The following is a 17,349-nucleotide window of genomic DNA, read 5'->3' as shown; positions in this document are numbered from 1 at the left end:
ATGAAATGGCTGCGGTGGCACTTCCTTTTTTTTGATTATATCTGCTAATTTGTTATGGGTTGAAGGCTACTACTCATTCTGTTATCTTACGAGCTACCAGCGCTAAGTCTTTCAAATCAATCACACCATCTTTATTGATATCGGCACGTTTAGCCTCAGCCCAATCCGGACTGCTGGTATCCTTGCCATAATTAGCAGCGACAATCGCTAAGTCACCGATGGACACTTTGCCATCTTTATTGATGTCACCAGTCATACCAGGCTCCGGCTCTTCTGCTGTTATCTTGAGCTTATGGCTCGACGTGACAGTTTCGCTCTCCTTGCCTTCCGCATCGGCTACGATCACTTTTTCAATCTGAATAGTACTCTCTGTAGCTTCCGCTACTGTCTTAGTACCAAAATCCAAGGATAACAGCTGCAGATTGCCAGTCACAGCATTTCCCGCACCTTCACTCACCACCAGCAGTCGTAATTTTCCAGGCGTGTGATTAGCAGTTTCAAGCACCTGGATTCCACTACGCAAGGAAGTAGCAGCCTTGAATTCCAACAGCTTAGGATCATAGTTCATGGTTATATCCATCGCATATACAGCATCTGTTACACTTTTTACCCCAAACGCCAGTTGAAAGTCATTACCTCCAGCTACAGTGTCTACCCCAGACAGAACAGAAGTTATCTTACCCGATGGATCAACCTCACCATTCCCGTCTTTTTTAACGGTAATGATCTCGTGGATTTTGGGTTTAGTTGAACCCTCCCACTGAATCTTCACTTCAAACACATTACTATACTTGGAGGTGTCAAATATATTATAAGATGAGGACAGGTTACCTACCTTATGCCATCCACTCGCATCTCGCACGGACACCGCAGCGTTTGAATTATCCGATGGATTTTGCAAAACTATCATTTCTTTTACTTTTGTATCCTTCGACAACTTATAATTTAAGGAACCCGTATTCCCAGCACCCGGCATATAGAAGGTGGATAGCTTTTGATCAACGGACAGAGACGCTTCATTCCCTATAACTCCAGCAGGTTCAGCCTGAATAGCCGGATTGGAAGTTCCCGGTCTTTCAATCCCTTCATTAACCAAAATTTCATTAAGCGCGAGCCATGCATCATAGGTTTCAGTTGAAATCAATCTTACATAGCGGGCTTGCTTGCCGCCGTCAACTTGAACACGCTTATAACGGTAAGGAACCTCATGCTCAGGGAAATTCAAACTCCGATCGCTCGGATTAGTAAACGTATGGATCGTATCCCATGTCTGTCCGTCTAGTGACAGCTGTAAATCTCCCTTACGGAAGAAATCTCCTTCACCGTCTCCAATCACGACAGCTACATTCTGGACATTCACCACACCGCCCATGTCGATCTGAATATACTTCCCTTTCGATTGAATCGAGCCGAACCAAACCTTGTTCTCTAAAGAAGCATTGTACACGTTGTTGATAGAACCTTCATAAATGCTTCCGTAATTATGAGTAATCATTGGTGGAGAGAATTTGTTCAGCTTGATCATGAGCCTTGTCAGATCTACAGTGATATTCTCAGTTCCCTTGTTTATGATCCGGAAATAGGCAGCACTAGCAAACGCCCCATTCCCCTCATTAACCTGTTCCCATTCCACACCGTTCTTTGATGATTCTAACCGGACTTCTCCGTTTGAAGCTTCCAACACCACTTGCGTGATCTCTTCAATGGATTTCAAATTAATCCCAACATATTGGGATGGCTTTAATGTGATTCCATTCATATTCGATAATTGCACAGAATTATCTGCTACCATAACAGGAGTATCCTTCAACTCTGTCACATCGGTGTAAATGGCTACCTTATCTTTACCTGCATTTACGGAAAACTCGCGAACTGCTGTCCATAAATCAGGCTTACCTCCAGGTATTCCAGCATGAGTCAATCGATATCGAACCATCCTTGCCTCCACATTGAGCCCGGAAGCAGAAATTTTATACCCGGAACGCTCTTCTCCGATTGCAGTCCATTCTTGACCATTCACGGAATACTCAAGAATCCCCCTTTGGAATATATCGTGATCCGCATCATTTCTTCCTTGTGTGATCGCAATTTCTTCCACTTTAATGGTTTTTCCAAAATCAACACCATACCAGTCTCCATTCTGTTGAAGGGTCTGAATATAGACGTTCGTTGCTAAATCTCCGTCTACCATCAGGTTTAATCCTGAAGGAGAACCATAAGAGCTTACAGCTAGAGGTTTAACATATTCCTGGTCCACCAAAGTATAAATCTGAGCATCCAGTTTATTGATGAGCTGCTCAGCAAAAGGAACCAGCCGCTTTGCTCCTGCCTCGACCGTCACATCTGGAGAATTAAGCTTCTCAATTTTGAATGTTTTGGATAAGCTTAATGCGCTTGTGGCCTTAGCCAGTGCTTCCCATGCCTGATCAACATTCTCTTTCTGGATTGCTATCGCAGAGAGAACTGCCGATTTATCGGCAAGAACGACATTCTGCAAGCTATTTAGCCATGGATCAATTTCTTCTTCCATATTTTCATTCGTGTTATTTACTCTAAACGACACGATGGCATCCAATACTAGATCAAATTCTTTAATCAATGTATTCCCCGTCGTTTCTATCGGCTGACCACTTGAGTATTGACTTAAGAATTGCGTAAGCTCAGCTTTGATATTTTCCGATTCACCTACCACAAGTCCATGACCGCTAGGCGATGGGTCACTCATATGATAGGCGATCGTATTAAGCTCAGAGGCAACTTCAGGAGCAATATGCTTAAATGAATCGAGCCAGCTCTCCTCTTGATCAAAATCATCTACATTCCAAGTGTAATCCGCAACCGCGAAGATACCGATCTTAGATAATTCCGCATGCTTCATAGGATTTGACACTACACCTGAAATATTATGTGTACCTGGAATGAGCACTTCTGCTTTACCGAGCAGCAGTCTTGCATCCTTATAGTCATTCACTGGCCAGTTTAACCACATATATGGGTCTCTTCCATGTGCATCTTTGGGCCACTGCATATCTGCTGCATTAATAGAGGCAACAACGCCGTTTCCGGTCCACATTATATCTACATTCTCTGGCACATTTCTCAAGGCTTCAAGATAGGGTCTGCCAGTCGTTCCTGTCCAGCTTTTATTATAATATGGAGGACAATAAATTAATGATTTGACGTCTTTCTTGGACGTTACCCAATTCGCAACATCCGTAATAAGCTTAACATGTTTATCCTTATCCACTAATGATTGTGATGTGCTGATATCATCCATAAATAGTCCAAATTGACGTACGCCTACACTATACAATTGTTCAAGCTTTGCAAGTAAGGTTTGGAGTTCTGCATCATAATTGTTCCAATTAATCATATTGAACCCTGGATGAATTGCCCATACAAACTGCGTCTTGGATTCATGGCCGACATCAACCAGTTCTTTGATCTTGGCAAGCTCAGCTGCAGGATAGGGTGTTCTCCATTGCGCGTTATGGTACTTGTCATCTTTAGGTGCAAAAATATAAGAGTTCATCTTCAGCTCTCCACCGAAACGCATCAAGCTCATTCGATCTTCATGTGACCAAGGTGTGCCGTAAAAGCCTTCGATAAATCCCCGTGAGCGAGTATCAGAGAAATCTTCGATGGTGAGATTACGAACCTGCAGATCAGGAATTTGATCAAAAATCATCTTCAGCGATGCCAGGCCATAATAAGCCGCATCCGTATTTTTACCTAATATCGCAATAACACCTTTATTCTGTTGCTTGGTGCTAACGTTAAGAACATAAGCGTCCAGCTCATTGAAGTGATCCGCCTCATAGGGAATATTCTGAGTGAAGTAGTTGTCTACATAGCCTGATGAATTTCTAGTTCCCAAAAAGATATTTGTTTTCCCTGCTACTACAGCTCCTGACTCAGTGACCTGAAGTGATTTGGAATCCAGTATCCTTTGGAGCAGCTTTCTTGTCGGCCGGTCAATCGAATCTTCAATAACAACGTTTACATTTTGTGTAATGGTTAAGGTTGTCTCTTCTTCGGTTTGTTGCTGCGGTAATGGATAGATTTCATAGGATTCCGTTAATTTTGCATCTCTTTGTGGAAGATCAGAAGCTACATCCGCTGCAGCTGCAAAACTGGAGTACAAGCCGGCCACCATCATAAGTGTAATGAAGATACTGAGAATCTTCTTCGGCATTTCCTTAACCCTCCTATAATTAACCTTTCAACGCACCTGCTGTTAACCCACCCGTAATTTGACGTTGATACAACACATACATCACAATGACGGGAATCATAGAAATGGAAAGACCCGCAAACAATGGCCCCCATTCCGTTCTGTACTGCATTTCCCCTTGCATAATGGCTATTCCGACAGGAATGGTGTATTTCGCTGGATCGTTGATCAATACCGTGGCCATGATGTACTCATTCCACACCGTTAAAGCATTCATAATTCCTACAGTGATTAATCCTGGCTTCGATAATGGCAACATGATCTTGAAGAAAACGCCGTAAAGTGAAGATCCATCAATTGTTGCGGCTTCTTCAAGCTCACGGGGAAGTGCCTTGAAAAATCCAACCAGAAAGAAGATACCGAATGGAAGGATGCCAATCGTTCCGACAGAATAAACAAGCGTGAGCCCTACTAAGGAGTTGGACAAATTCATATCTCCGAGAAGAAAGAACAATGGTATCAATCCGAGTGTGGTTGGAATCATCATTGAAGCAACGTATACAAAATAAAACAGGCCTCTAGATTTAAAGGTAAAGCGAGCTAATATATATGCTGTTGTAGCAGCCATAATAAGCGATAACAGTGTACTAGCCACGGTTACTATAATGGAGTTCAGGAAGTAATCGCCAAAGTTTGCTCTGCTCCACACATTTGTATAGTTTTCAAAACGAAAAATAGATGGAAAATCCCACGGTTTCCCGAGCATAACCTGCTGATTATCCTTTAAGGAAGTCAGGAATGTCCAAAGAACAGGATATAAGACTACCAAGCTCCACAAGATGAGGAAAAATCGAACTGCAATTTTTGATATCAGCAGAAGTGGTTTTTTGGCGGGATTATCGTTCAAATTATTTTCCTCCTTACATTTCAATGGACTCTCGGTGAAGAATGCGCTGCAAAATTAGAGTTGTGATTAAAGATAACAGTAAGATCAGCACCCCGATGGTTGCCCCGTAGCTTAAATGGAACTGCTTGAAGCCCATCTGATACAAATAATAACCGAGAACTTGTGTCTGATTATCCGGGCCACCATCCGTCATCAGCTTAACGATAATAAAGGAGCCGTTCAGTGTTGTGATTACGATGTGAATGATAGAAGTTTTGAATTGCTCCCAGATCAGAGGTAATGTAATTCGAGTAAACTGTTGCCATTGCCCCGCACCGTCAATACTGGCTGCTTCATATAGCGAGGAAGGAATACCTAGAATAGAAGCAATGATAAGCAGCATATAGAATCCGATACCAGCCCATACACTAGGAGGAAGAAGTGACCACATTGCGAGGTTTGAATCACCTAACCAGTTCGTTTCCACAGGTTTTCCTGTAAATAACGAGATGAACGCATTCAGGAATCCAAGACGGGGATTGTATATAAAACTCCACAATACACCGATAACGGCTACGGAAATGATATTCGGAAAGAAAAACACCACTCGGTAAAAACCGTATTCTTTTAATTTTAAACGGGTCAATGATACTGCGAAAAACGTTGCAAATAACATGATTAAGATGACCTTCCAAAAAATCAAGAAATAATCATTCGAAATGGCTTTTGGTATAATCTCATCCGAGAATAATTGTCTATAATTATCAATACCGATAAAATTCATCGATTCGGAACCGCCTGACCAATCGAAGAAGCTTAAGTACAAGCCTCGAAACAACGGATAAATAGTGAATAAACAAAAGATAGCAAACGTAGGCAGCAAGAAACTCGCAATAAACAAATTACGTTTCCACAATTTATTGTTCTTCATGGGCGTAAGCCATCCTCCCCTTAAATTTGAAAGAACAATCAGAGGCACCTATGTCCTCTGATTGTTTAGAAAGAAGAGTCATGAACTTACTTCCGGATTTTGGCTGCCGCCTTCTCCATACGGTCCATCCATTCTTCTGGTGTAATAGAACCTTGCAGCAATGCAATGGTTGCATCATTCTCAGCCTGCTCAATGTCCGCGGCCAATTTAAATACAGGAGCAACGATCGTGTCACTACCGTTGAAATATTTCATTGCCGTTTTAACAACATCACTTGCGCCTGAAGATTCCAGATCTGCCTTGACGTTCATCAAAGCGCCAGTCAGCTCAGCCCAACGAACTGCGGCTTGTTTCGTAAAGATAAATTCAATAAACGCTTTTGCTGCATCTGGATTTTTAGCCTTCTTTGCAATTGCAATGTTACTAGTGTAAGGAATAGCCACAAATTTACCGCCTGGCTTCTGCATAACGGAAGGAATGAATCCAAATTTGAAGCCCTCTGGAACATCTTTTTTCATTTCATTTTCGAGCCACAAGCCATTAGGAATCATTGCATCTTTATGCTGTAAGAAGAGCATTTGGGAGTCTGTATGACTCATACCGAACGATGCGTTATCGAAATACCCTTTGTCCCTCATATCAACGATCTTTTTCAAGGTATTCGCTACAGCATCATTTTTGAAAGAACCTTCTTTTGCTGCTTCTTGATCCTTCAAGATTTGCGGATTGTCTCCATTCTCAGATACAAAACCTGTATTTAAGAGACCTCCCACGATGTAGTATGGGTATTTACCGGTATGAATGTAAGGATATACGCCATCCGCTTTGATTTTTTCACTTGTGGCGAGGAAGCTATCCCAATCTTTCGGAACATCCCATCCCTTTTCAGTAAACAGGGTTTCATCATAGAAGGTTCCCCATGATCCGAATACGAGTGGAATCGTATAGTTTTTGCCACTGTAGTCTTGTGGAGGTGCGATCAAGTTGCTCGTAAGCGGCTCGCCGTCCACATTTTTCGCATCTTTAACCCAATCTGTAATATCCATCAATTGGTCGTCGAGCACCATTTGCGTTTCGTTCGATCCTGCTCCATCGATGTATACAACATCTGGCGGATTACCTTGGATCCAGCGGGGCTTCATTTGCTCGTTGATTTGTGAACCTGCGGATTCTTTAATGTTGACATCTGGGTACTTCTTCTTGAATTCACTAATGACTTCTTTCCACCAACCGTCTCCATAACCACCGACAAAGTATTGGATTTCGAGGTCTCCCGCTACTTTCGGCTCTTCAGGCTTGGGCTCGTCTGTCTTCGCTGGCTCAGTCTGCGTCGCAGCTGTTGTTTTCTCGGGAGCTGGAGCTTCAGCCCCATTTGTCCCCCCGCCACATCCTGCCAGAGACAATACAATGGACATCATAACTAGACTTAATGCCGCTTTCTTTTTACCCTTGCTTTTCATTGGCTATCCCCCTCGAATAAACTTGCTCGACTTCTGTAAGCACTTGATTTTACAATTCTGACTGTAATTCCATTAACACTTTTCCATTATATAGGCTATAAAAACGTAACCACATGATCTCTTTTGATGTGGAGTTGATACTTTTTGTCCTATAGAACCTTTTTTGTTTACAAAAGAAGGACACCTGAGTAAAAACTCAGGTGTCCTTCTCTCAATTCAATATTTTTTGAGCAATTGCTGCTAAATCCATAATGTCGATCTTTCCGTCATTATTAAGATCTGCACGCTTAGCCGTCTGCCAATCTGCACTGTTCTGATCTTTACCATAGTGCGAAGCTGCAATCGCCAAGTCACCGATGCTCACTTTACCATCCTCATTTAAGTCTCCGGATTTCATCGGCGGCTGCTCATCTGCCTTAATCTCGACTTCGATATTTGAAAGATCGGCTTCTGTCTCCAGTCCATTCGCGTCACCAAATACAGCACTGCTTACCTTTATGCTCGCTAACTCAGACTTCGTCACTGGCTTTGCTTTGAAGTTTAGTTCAAGCACCTTGGCATCACCGGTTAGACCAGTTCCCGTACTAGCCGTGATTAGGCGAATGGTTCCGATTGGATCATTCTTTGATTCTAACACCTGTATCCCATCGTTCATCGATTCGCCCGAGATGTACTCTAGAAGATTCTCGTCGTACTTCAATCTAATGTCTTGCGCATAGGTCGCATCCGTGACATTGCTAACGCCCATGTCAACTGTAAAGGTCTGACCTTGATTTATCGACTTAGGTCCACTTAAAGTTATCGCAGTAGGTTCATTCCGTTCAACAGGAACATATTCGAAAGCATCAATCATCGCAATGGTATTCGAAGAGGCGTTGTTCTTCGCCCCTTTCACGACAATCTTAATTGTATGTTCCCCTTTGGAGAGATCGGATTGTTGGAATAATACCTGCTGCTTCATCGTCGATGGACCATATCCATCAACAGCCTCTGCGACTAGCCCTCCATCGAGATACACATCGAAATGTCCGTGGTTTGCCTGCAAAGCGCTGATAAATTTAATCGATGTTCCTGTAAACGTGAACGACGCTGAAGCCCCTTGCTGATTACTATAGCTTTCTGTGCCCTTGTAATCGCCTGTGTCACTGTAAGGACTCCACGTTCCGGTATATACAATCGACGGATCTTTATCATCTACTTTTATTGGAAGCACTGGTGGCTTTACACTGGATACAATCTTATATTGCTGTCCTTTCACTGTTGGAAATTCAATCAAGTTCCCATTCACCGTGAAGTTGATGGATTCCTCGCTTCCAACACGAACGACCTTGAATTTATTGGATTGTACAAATCCAGGGTATTTAACAGAAGCCTTATTACCCTGCTTAGAAGTAAGCAAGGCTTCTTTCAAGATCGTACCTTCCCAGCGCATATCCACTTCAAATCCGCCTCTTGCCACAAGTCCTTTAACGTTTCCGGTAGCCCATGCATCTGGTAAAGCAGCTAATAAATCGATACTTCCAGTTTGGCTTTGTAGAAGCATTTCTGCGATTCCTGAAGTTGCTCCGAAGTTACCGTCAATTTGAAACGGTGGATGTGTATCGAACAAATTGTCGAGCGTGCTGCCTCTAAGCTGCTCACCTAACAGTTTATGTGCACGGTTACCATCAAGCAGACGTGCCCATAAATTGATCTTATTCGCTTTACTCCACCCCGTTCCACCATCGCCACGAGAATTCAAGGTGACTCTTGCTGCTGCAAATAACTCCGGATTATTCACTTCATTAATAAGCGTACCTGGATACAAGCCGATCAGATGCGAGATATGGCGGTGCTGATCTGTTGGACTATCGATATCATTCTTCCACTCCTGCACCTGCCCCCAGCTTCCGACCTGCGGCATCCATAGCTTGCTTCGTTTCTCCATGACCTCGTTACGCAGCTGTTCATCCACACCCAAGATTTCACTAGCCTTGATGAACTGTGTGAACAACTCCCAGACTAATTCCTGATCATAAGACACACCGATGGATATATCCCCTTGCTCTGGAGAGTAGGAAGGAGATGATACTAGACTTCCGTCTGAATCTTCGACCAGGTATTTAACCCAGAATTGTGTTGTTTCCTTGATAATGTCATACACTTGGCCTCTTAAAAGATCTTTATCTCCACTAAAAGCATAGCGATCCCACACCTGCTGCACCATGAAGGCGTTGGCAGCCGGTGACCAGCCCCAATAAAAATCAGAGCCTGGCGCAGTATAACCAAATGGGTTGTTGACGGTATGAATCGCCCAGCCTTCCCCTTCAATTCCATGATGTCTTTGGGCCGTTTCCCTACCAGGCTCGCGCAGGGAATCAATGTAATCAATGTACGGAATATCGGTTTCCGCTAAGTTAACAACCTCGGAAGGCCAATAATTCATCTGCACATTGATATTCGTATGATAGTCACTGTTCCATGGTGGATTATTTACTTGATTCCATACCCCTTGTAGGTTAGCAGGCAGTGAGCCTTCCCGGGAGGATGCGATAAGCAAATAACGACCATATTGGAAAAATAATGCCTCCAAGCTTCTTTTCTCTCCGTCACTAGCATTCGTTTTATAACCATTCAAAAGCTCATTCGTAGGAAGATTTGTAGAAACCCCACCAAGATCAAGTGAGACTCTATCGAACAGTTCCTTATAATCTGTCAAATGGGATGCACGTAACTGATTGAATGATTTAGCGGATGCTGCGTTTAGGTTCGCTTCTACAATTTCTTTTGGCGTCTTGTCACTCTTATACGTTGGATAATTATTGGCATAATCTGTTGCAGCGGTCATCAGGATCGTGACAACACTCGCACCGTTCACGGTAAGTTTCCCATCCTTCGCTGTTACAGTTCCTCCTTCATGCTGTACTTGAAGCTGCGCTTCGTATGCCATCTTATTACTGGGTACCTTCCCACTTAACGTCAGTTTATTTCCTTCCCCCTTCACCGTATTGGACGGCTGAGCTCCAGTAAGGCGAACATCGAAGGTCATCGGCTGATGCTCATCCGTTGTCAGTCTCAACACCATGACCTTATCCGGATAACTGATGAAATACTCACGCTTGAATTTTACATTGCCCGAAGTATAGGACACTCTTGCCATGGCATCATTAAGATTCAATTCACGCCGATAATCAGAGTACGTCTGAGCACCGCTGTTACCCGATGCGCTTGTCATCTCCATCTCGGACAATTGAATTTTCGTTCCGCCCTTGCTTACAAGATCGAATTTATAGAATTTATAAGCTGTAGCATTGGAAAAAGTATATGATTTCTTCTGTTTGCGGCTTGCAAACTCTTCATTGGATCTGTTATCTAGCGGGGTCCACTGCTGCCCGTCATTCGAGCCTTTCAGCGTCCAGCTCTTCGGATCCCGATCAGGCACATCATTCCCTGAAGTGAACGAATAGCCGGTAATTACCTTAGCCTCTTCATATGCCCACTGCACCCAAAAAGGTGGTGCTCCATCACCTGAATACCATTTCGTATTTACCGAACCATCGGTTAAATTGGAAATAGGCTCGCCGTATTGTGGATTATCCGAGCTCGCTGTTACCGTATACGCTGACTGACGGTTAAAATCTAAGAACACGTCACCAAATGCTTGATACGCCCCGAAAGAACTATCACCAGCACCCATAACACCAGTAATCTTCCCTACAAGAGCCTTAGCTTCATTAATTTCCCCTTCTTTTAGAAGCTGTCTTATGGTCTCAACATGTTGCTGAGCACCGTCTTTAATACCATATTGATAATTTGAATCTGCTCCAGGCCCACCGCTCCACAGTGTCTTTTCATTAAATTGAATTCGCTCCTGCTCAACACCACCAAATACCATGCCACCCATATAACCATTTCCGATAGGGAGCGCCTGCGTCTCCCAGTTCGTGGCCGGTGCTTGATACCATAATGACAAATCCTGATCTGCCGCAGGCGCAGTTTCAGCTGCCGACTGAACATCTGCATACACTTTTGGACCTAAGACACCATTAGACGGAAGTATGCTGATAAGTATCTGCGAGCAAGCGATCCATACAGATAGTAGAATTGCAGTCTTTCTGACTAATCTACTTTTACCGATTGGCATGCGTTGATCCCCTCTCATAATAACAACCACTGATTGTAAAAATGAGGCAACCTACTACTCCACAATCTTTTTCGCAAGTGCAGCAAGATCAGTAATATCTATTTTGCCGTCCTTGTTCAGATCTGCGTGATTAATCTTACTCCAATCTGGACTGGAGGAATCCTTACCGTAATGGGCAGCCATGATTCCTAAATCGCCGATACTCACTTTGCCATCGCCGTTTAAATCTCCAGGTAATCCCGTATTTACTGTGATCTGAATGGTTAAGGATGCCGGTTGGAGCACGGATTCTTCCCCTTGACTGTCACTTATTATCGCTTGAGTAAGCCGGATAACTCCCTCTGTGTCTTGTATTACATCTGCTGCTTTGAAACCAAGTTCAACAATTTCAGCATCGCTAGTAATCGGATACTGACTACCCAAACTTGCCAAGAGAACCCGTAGCTTACCGGGAGTACTTGTAGATGGTTCATTGATAATAATTACGCCTTCCTGCAGAGAGCGGATTGAACCTGGAAGGTATTCCATGACACCCGGATCAAATTCAAAGGTAATGTCCTGTGCATACACATCACTGGAGACACTGGTGATCCCATACTTCACGGTAAAAGACTCCCCCGGCGCAACAACCTTCTTACTCCCTACTAAAGTAGCAGAAGGTGTAGGATCAGATGCATCTGCGTTCACTACAGGGTTCGTAAAAGATACACAGCTTAAAACCACGGCGATAATGGTCATCATTACCGCCTTTTTGTACCATCGACTACTGTTCAAATTCTTCTCACCTTCATCTTTTAAATTTTGTTCAGGATGTTAGCGTGTGTTATTGAGTTACGATTTGTTTCGCTAATTGAGCAAGATCTGTAATATCGATCTTACCGTCACCATTCATATCCGCACGCTTCGCTTGCTGCCAATCAGGACTTGATGAGTCTTTGCCGTAGTGTGCAGCAACGATACCCAGGTCACCAATGCTGACTTTTCCGTCGCCGTTAAGATCGCCTGATATTCCTGTTTGTTCTGGTTTCACTTTTACAGAGATTGTAGCTGGTGCAGTTGCGGTCTCTGCTCCGTCTTCATCACCTAGCAGTACCTCTGACACGCTGATATTAACGGTAACCGTCTCAGATACTTCTTTTGCCTGGAATGTCAGTTCGGCAATTTGTTGATTTCCGCTTAATCCGTATTCCGCACCTTCACTCGCCATAATCAAACGAAGCTTTCCAGGTGTTTTAATTGTCTCTTCAACAATCGCAACACCTTGGATCAGTGATTTAGCGGACACATAATCCATGCGATCAGCATCGTACTGAATGGTGATGTCCTGTGCAAATACCTTCCCGGAGATGTTGTTCACATCATACCGGACAACAAAAGGCTTGCCGGAAGTAACGGATGCATCAGCACTCAATACGGCTTGCACTTGAGCCGTTTCCTGCTGCACTTGATACACTGTAATCTCGGCTGCGGATGCGAATTCACCCACGCCTTTTACAGCTTCCAGCTTAATGTGAGTCGCTTCCACCGGAGCGAAATTCACTTCCTTGAGCTGTTTGCTTCGCAGCCAGTTCCCGCTTGTCATGAGCGTGTAATTCACACCATCGGTGCTTGTGTACACGTTGTAAGCAGTAATTGTGCCATTGCCTTCATCCGGCCGAGGTAAGTATCCTAGCTTGCTGATGGTATACTTTCCGCCCAGATTCACCATAATCGATTGCGGAAGTGGATCAACGTTAAACCACTTCGTATGCCAATGTGTATCCGGATCGCCGTCCAATGCCAAATTCGGATCGTTTTCACCTGCTTCATAGCTCGTAGCTTCTGCACTCATTTGACTTTGCGGAATTTCGGTTAGGTTGCTCTGTCCAGTAACCGTCACCACACTTGTTGCTGTAAATCCGCCTTCTTCCGTCGTCGCGGTAATCGATGTCGTACCCTGCCCTTTTGGTGTGACCATTCCCTTACTGTCCACGCCGGCAACACCAGGATCACTGCTTCCCCACTTAACTGTCTTATTACCGGCATTCTCAGGCTCAATGCTCGCTTTCAATTGAACCGGTGCGTCCAACGCCTTAAGTGAGAGTGTCTCACGGTCAAGCTTTATGCCAGTAACCTTCTGTCCGTCTTCCAGCGGGATGCCGAACAGCTTGAATTCACGAATAGCAGCCTTTAATTGAGCATCAGGCAGTCCGGTGATCGTAATTCTAGCGAATCTACCCTGGCTTCCAAATGTATCCTGAATGGTGCCAGTTTCCTGATTATTCGTTCGATTCGTTACTGTAATCCAATTGGAGTTCGCGGTTTCCCGAACTTCAATTTTGTACTGATAAGCCTTGTTACTGTGTTCAAAAGAAACTTCGGAGGATTTAATGGAATGCATCATACCGAGATCAACCGTCCAGCTATGGCTATTGTTCTTATCCGCTGCTGACCAGAATGTGTCCAGTTTCCCATCATTAGCGAGGCCAGCCGGATGCGCTTGATCCTCACTGTCCGCTGTAGCAGGTTTACCTTCTGAAATCAATCGAACTTCAGGAGCTGCCTTCGGCGCCTCATAGACATCGACCTCCGAAGCCGAAGCGAACCCTCCAAGTGCAACAGCTGCTTCAAGCTTCACATAGCGGGCGGAAACACTATCGAAAAGGATGTGTTTTTTCAAGTTGTTTCTGAGCCAGGTACCACTGGATACCTTCGTATATGCTTCTCCATCTGTGCTGACGTAAAGGTTGTATGAGGTAATGGTTCCGTTCCCAGCATCCAGACGTGGTGCATACCGGAATTGGCTAACATTGCGAACCTTACCTAAATCGAGAATGATGGATTGCGGGAGCTTATCGGATCCATCCCATTTCGTATGCCATGCGGAATTCCGGTCCCCATCAATCGCTTTAGCTGCTTCCGCACCAGGCTGAAAGCTTTTCGCTGAGGCTGTCATCTCATTTTTAGGTATCACTGTCGGTGAAGGCTGTGATAGATCACGATACAGATTGATCTCTGCAGCAGATACGACACCCCCAACAGCTTCTGTCGCTTCAAGTTTCACAAAAACAGCTTCAACTGTATCAAAATTCACCGTCTTCTCTAGTTTGTCATCATTCCATTGTCCACTGCTTACGAGCGTATAGTTGGTTCCATCCATACTCGTATACAGCTTGTAACCTGTAATTGTGCCGTCTTTGCCACCGTACTGTCTTGGCAAGTATTTCATTTTATTCACATACTGTTTAATCCCCAGGTCTAAAGTGATGCTCTGCTTACTTCCAGCATTTGCTGAAGAAAGCCATATCGATTCATAGCTGCCATCCAGCACATTAGCTGCCGGTGTATCCGAAGCCGCATTCGTTGCAGTTGCAATCATATCTTCCTGCGGAATACGACTTGGGTCTGTGTCCACCTGAGGCAGCTCAATTTTGACAGCATCTACTAGTGGAGTCGTATCTGCTGTATAGCCTGCGACTTTCACAATAAATTCCTTATCAGTGGATATGGATGGTGTTTTAATGTACAGGATGCCGCCTTTATCTTGCTTAGCATAGTACCAGCCACTTGTTGCTCCATCCCATGCTGCTTTGGACTGCAATTCAGGATAGGATGTTCCATCTACAGAAACAGCCTCCGGGTGATCTGGCATGTGGATCGCAAACTGATTCTTACGTGACTCCAATTTGCCTTTATAATCACCTACGCTTGCTCCAACCTTGATAATCAAGTCTCCACTCCCTTGCTCAGGAGCGGTGGAGGTTATTAATGTTTTGGCAAATTTGCCTATACGATGCTCCTTCGATGTACCATCATCTTCATACATCGTAAAGCTTGACGCTTTATAAGGATAAATATCATAAGTAATTGGATCAGGAGGAACCTGACCGTCGTATAACGATTCAGGATACATCGGGATGATAGCCCCGCCCTTTACTAGAAGCGGCAAGCGATCCAGTGGAGCATTGTATTCGTCTAACATTTTTGAACCGTAATGTTCTTCTCCTGTCCAGTAATCGATCCATTTTCCTTTCGGAAGATATATTCCGTTTCGCATAGTCGTGTCGGTATATACTGGCGCAACCAGAAACGATTCCCCAGACATGAATTGATACTGTGTTAAAGTTCCTTTGGAGTTCGGATCATTCGGATAAGAATAGATCATTCCCCGCATGATCGGAGCTCCGGACTCGTAAGACTCATTGAGATAGGTATACAAGTATGGTGTCAATTGCTGTCTTAGCTTCAAAGCATCCCTGTTATAGCTCGTATAAGGTTCTCCCCATACCCAAGGCTGCTTATCTTTGGCTGACCAACCAGACATGTTCATCAGGATTGGAGTGAAGATCTTCCACTGTAAGTCTCGAACGTAGGTTTTAGCGCTTCCTCCGAAGATCCCATCAATATCTCCGGTTGAGTACGACATCCCAGATAGCCCTGCCCCGATCATCGACGGGATATGAAATCGAATATACTCCCAGTTTCCCGACTGATCTCCGGACCAGACGGTAGAATATCGCTGGGTACCTGCCCATCCACCAACGGACCAGACATAACCTCTGTCATCAGAGTTATCTTCAATTCCTGTAAACGCCTGTTTGCTGGCACCCAGGGCGAAATCGTATCCAGGTCCCACCCAGGCAACGTCGAGTTTAGCGAGCCTTGTACCCTCTACGCCAACTTCTTGCGCGATTTTATCAACACCATTTTGAGTCCATAGTCCGGTATAGAAACCTTCCTTATGTAGTTCGTCAACGGTGTTGCCTAGATCCGTATAACCGCAACCATATCCGTCATTCGGCAAAATCCAGGCTCCAGGCATATCATTTTCCCGATATTTTTTAGCAATAAGGTTAACGACATCGGAGGTCTTTTCTGGATCTCTGTTGTAACAATCCGCATCACCAAGTCCCATGCCCCAACGAGGAATCAAGGATGGTTTACCTGTAAGATCTGTATATGCGTTCAAAATATCTTTCATTGTCTCACCGTAGAAATAATAAGCATCAAACCGATTTTCGTTATGCGTCAGCTTGACGGTCGAATCAAAATCATAAGTACCGCTTTGAAAAGTGTTACGCAGCACTCCGTATCCTGCAGTACTCAAGTAGAATGGTGCAGGATTCGAAACCGTGCCGCTTCCCCAATCCCCATAGTTGTTAGCGATAGTAATTTTGCGATCACGATGATTGAAGAATCCATTCTGCATACCGCCGCCGTAGAAATATTCATCCTCACCCCGGATAAGCTGTTGTGAGACTGACTGTCCGTTATAGTTCAAGCTAGCGGATTCTTCCCACACCACCGTTTGGTTGTCACTTTTGTACATGGCGAATTTTAACGGATTTTTGTAGGCTCTCAGCACGAATTTTCCTGTTTCCATCTTGTAATACGTACCTTCATCAGACCACTTTACGTTAACAGGTCCGAAATCATCCTTGATGACGATTGGCTCGATCGGCTTTTCCGCGCTTTTTCCTGTCAATTCCTTGAATTGCCCGTTCACACCAAGCCAAATCCGGAACATATCCTCCCGCTGAAAAATCACTTTAATCTTGTCAGAGCCTGACGTAATCTCAAACGTGTTATTATCTTTCTTTACGAAGCCAGAAATGTTACCAACGGAAGCACCATGGGCGGTTTCCGGGCGAATCATGAGCGCTGTAACCATAAGGATCATCAATGCCAGCATCCACATACCAAAGCGATTATAAATTGATCTCAATCCATTCCCTCCATTCAAATGAAGCGGCAAGACAGGATACAGCCTCCACTGTAGTTTGAATTCCTTGTCTT

The 17,349-nt window shown here is 44.2% G+C and carries 7 protein-coding genes; all 7 read right to left on the bottom strand.

Features of this window, described 5'->3' with window-relative positions; all coding sequences use genetic code 11:
• Positions 1 to 73: 73 nt before the first annotated feature.
• Complete coding sequence (locus H70737_RS09215) at positions 74 to 4,195, bottom strand: beta-N-acetylglucosaminidase domain-containing protein (protein ID WP_042186598.1); 4,122 nt, start codon at positions 4,193 to 4,195, stop codon at positions 74 to 76.
• Between the two features lie 19 nt (positions 4,196 to 4,214).
• A complete protein-coding gene (locus tag H70737_RS09210) occupies positions 4,215 to 5,081 on the bottom strand; it encodes a carbohydrate ABC transporter permease (protein ID WP_042186596.1) in 867 nt (288 codons plus the stop codon).
• 13 nt (positions 5,082 to 5,094) lie between these two features.
• Positions 5,095 to 5,991: a carbohydrate ABC transporter permease gene (locus H70737_RS09205; protein WP_042186594.1), complete on the bottom strand. Its 897-nt coding sequence runs from the start codon at positions 5,989 to 5,991 to the stop codon at positions 5,095 to 5,097.
• An 86-nt stretch (positions 5,992 to 6,077) separates the two neighbouring features.
• A complete protein-coding gene (locus H70737_RS09200) occupies positions 6,078 to 7,451 on the bottom strand; it encodes an extracellular solute-binding protein (RefSeq protein ID WP_042186592.1) in 1,374 nt (457 codons plus the stop codon).
• A 211-nt stretch (positions 7,452 to 7,662) separates the two neighbouring features.
• Positions 7,663 to 11,574, bottom strand: coding sequence for a glycosyl hydrolase family 95 catalytic domain-containing protein (locus tag H70737_RS09195; protein WP_052404223.1), 3,912 nt, complete (start codon positions 11,572 to 11,574; stop codon positions 7,663 to 7,665).
• Between the two features lie 54 nt (positions 11,575 to 11,628).
• Positions 11,629 to 12,348, bottom strand: coding sequence for a cohesin domain-containing protein (locus tag H70737_RS09190; protein WP_156113088.1), 720 nt, complete (start codon positions 12,346 to 12,348; stop codon positions 11,629 to 11,631).
• Positions 12,349 to 12,397: 49 nt separating this feature from the next.
• Positions 12,398 to 17,278 carry a discoidin domain-containing protein gene (locus H70737_RS29735; protein WP_156113087.1) on the bottom strand — a complete coding sequence of 1,627 codons (4,881 nt, stop codon included), beginning with the start codon at positions 17,276 to 17,278 and terminating at the stop codon, positions 12,398 to 12,400.
• Between the last annotated feature and the right edge of the window lie 71 nt (positions 17,279 to 17,349).

This window comes from Paenibacillus sp. FSL H7-0737 (assembly GCF_000758545.1).
GTDB lineage: Bacteria > Bacillota > Bacilli > Paenibacillales > Paenibacillaceae > Paenibacillus_AQ.
This window is presented reverse-complemented; position numbering and strand designations above follow the sequence as displayed.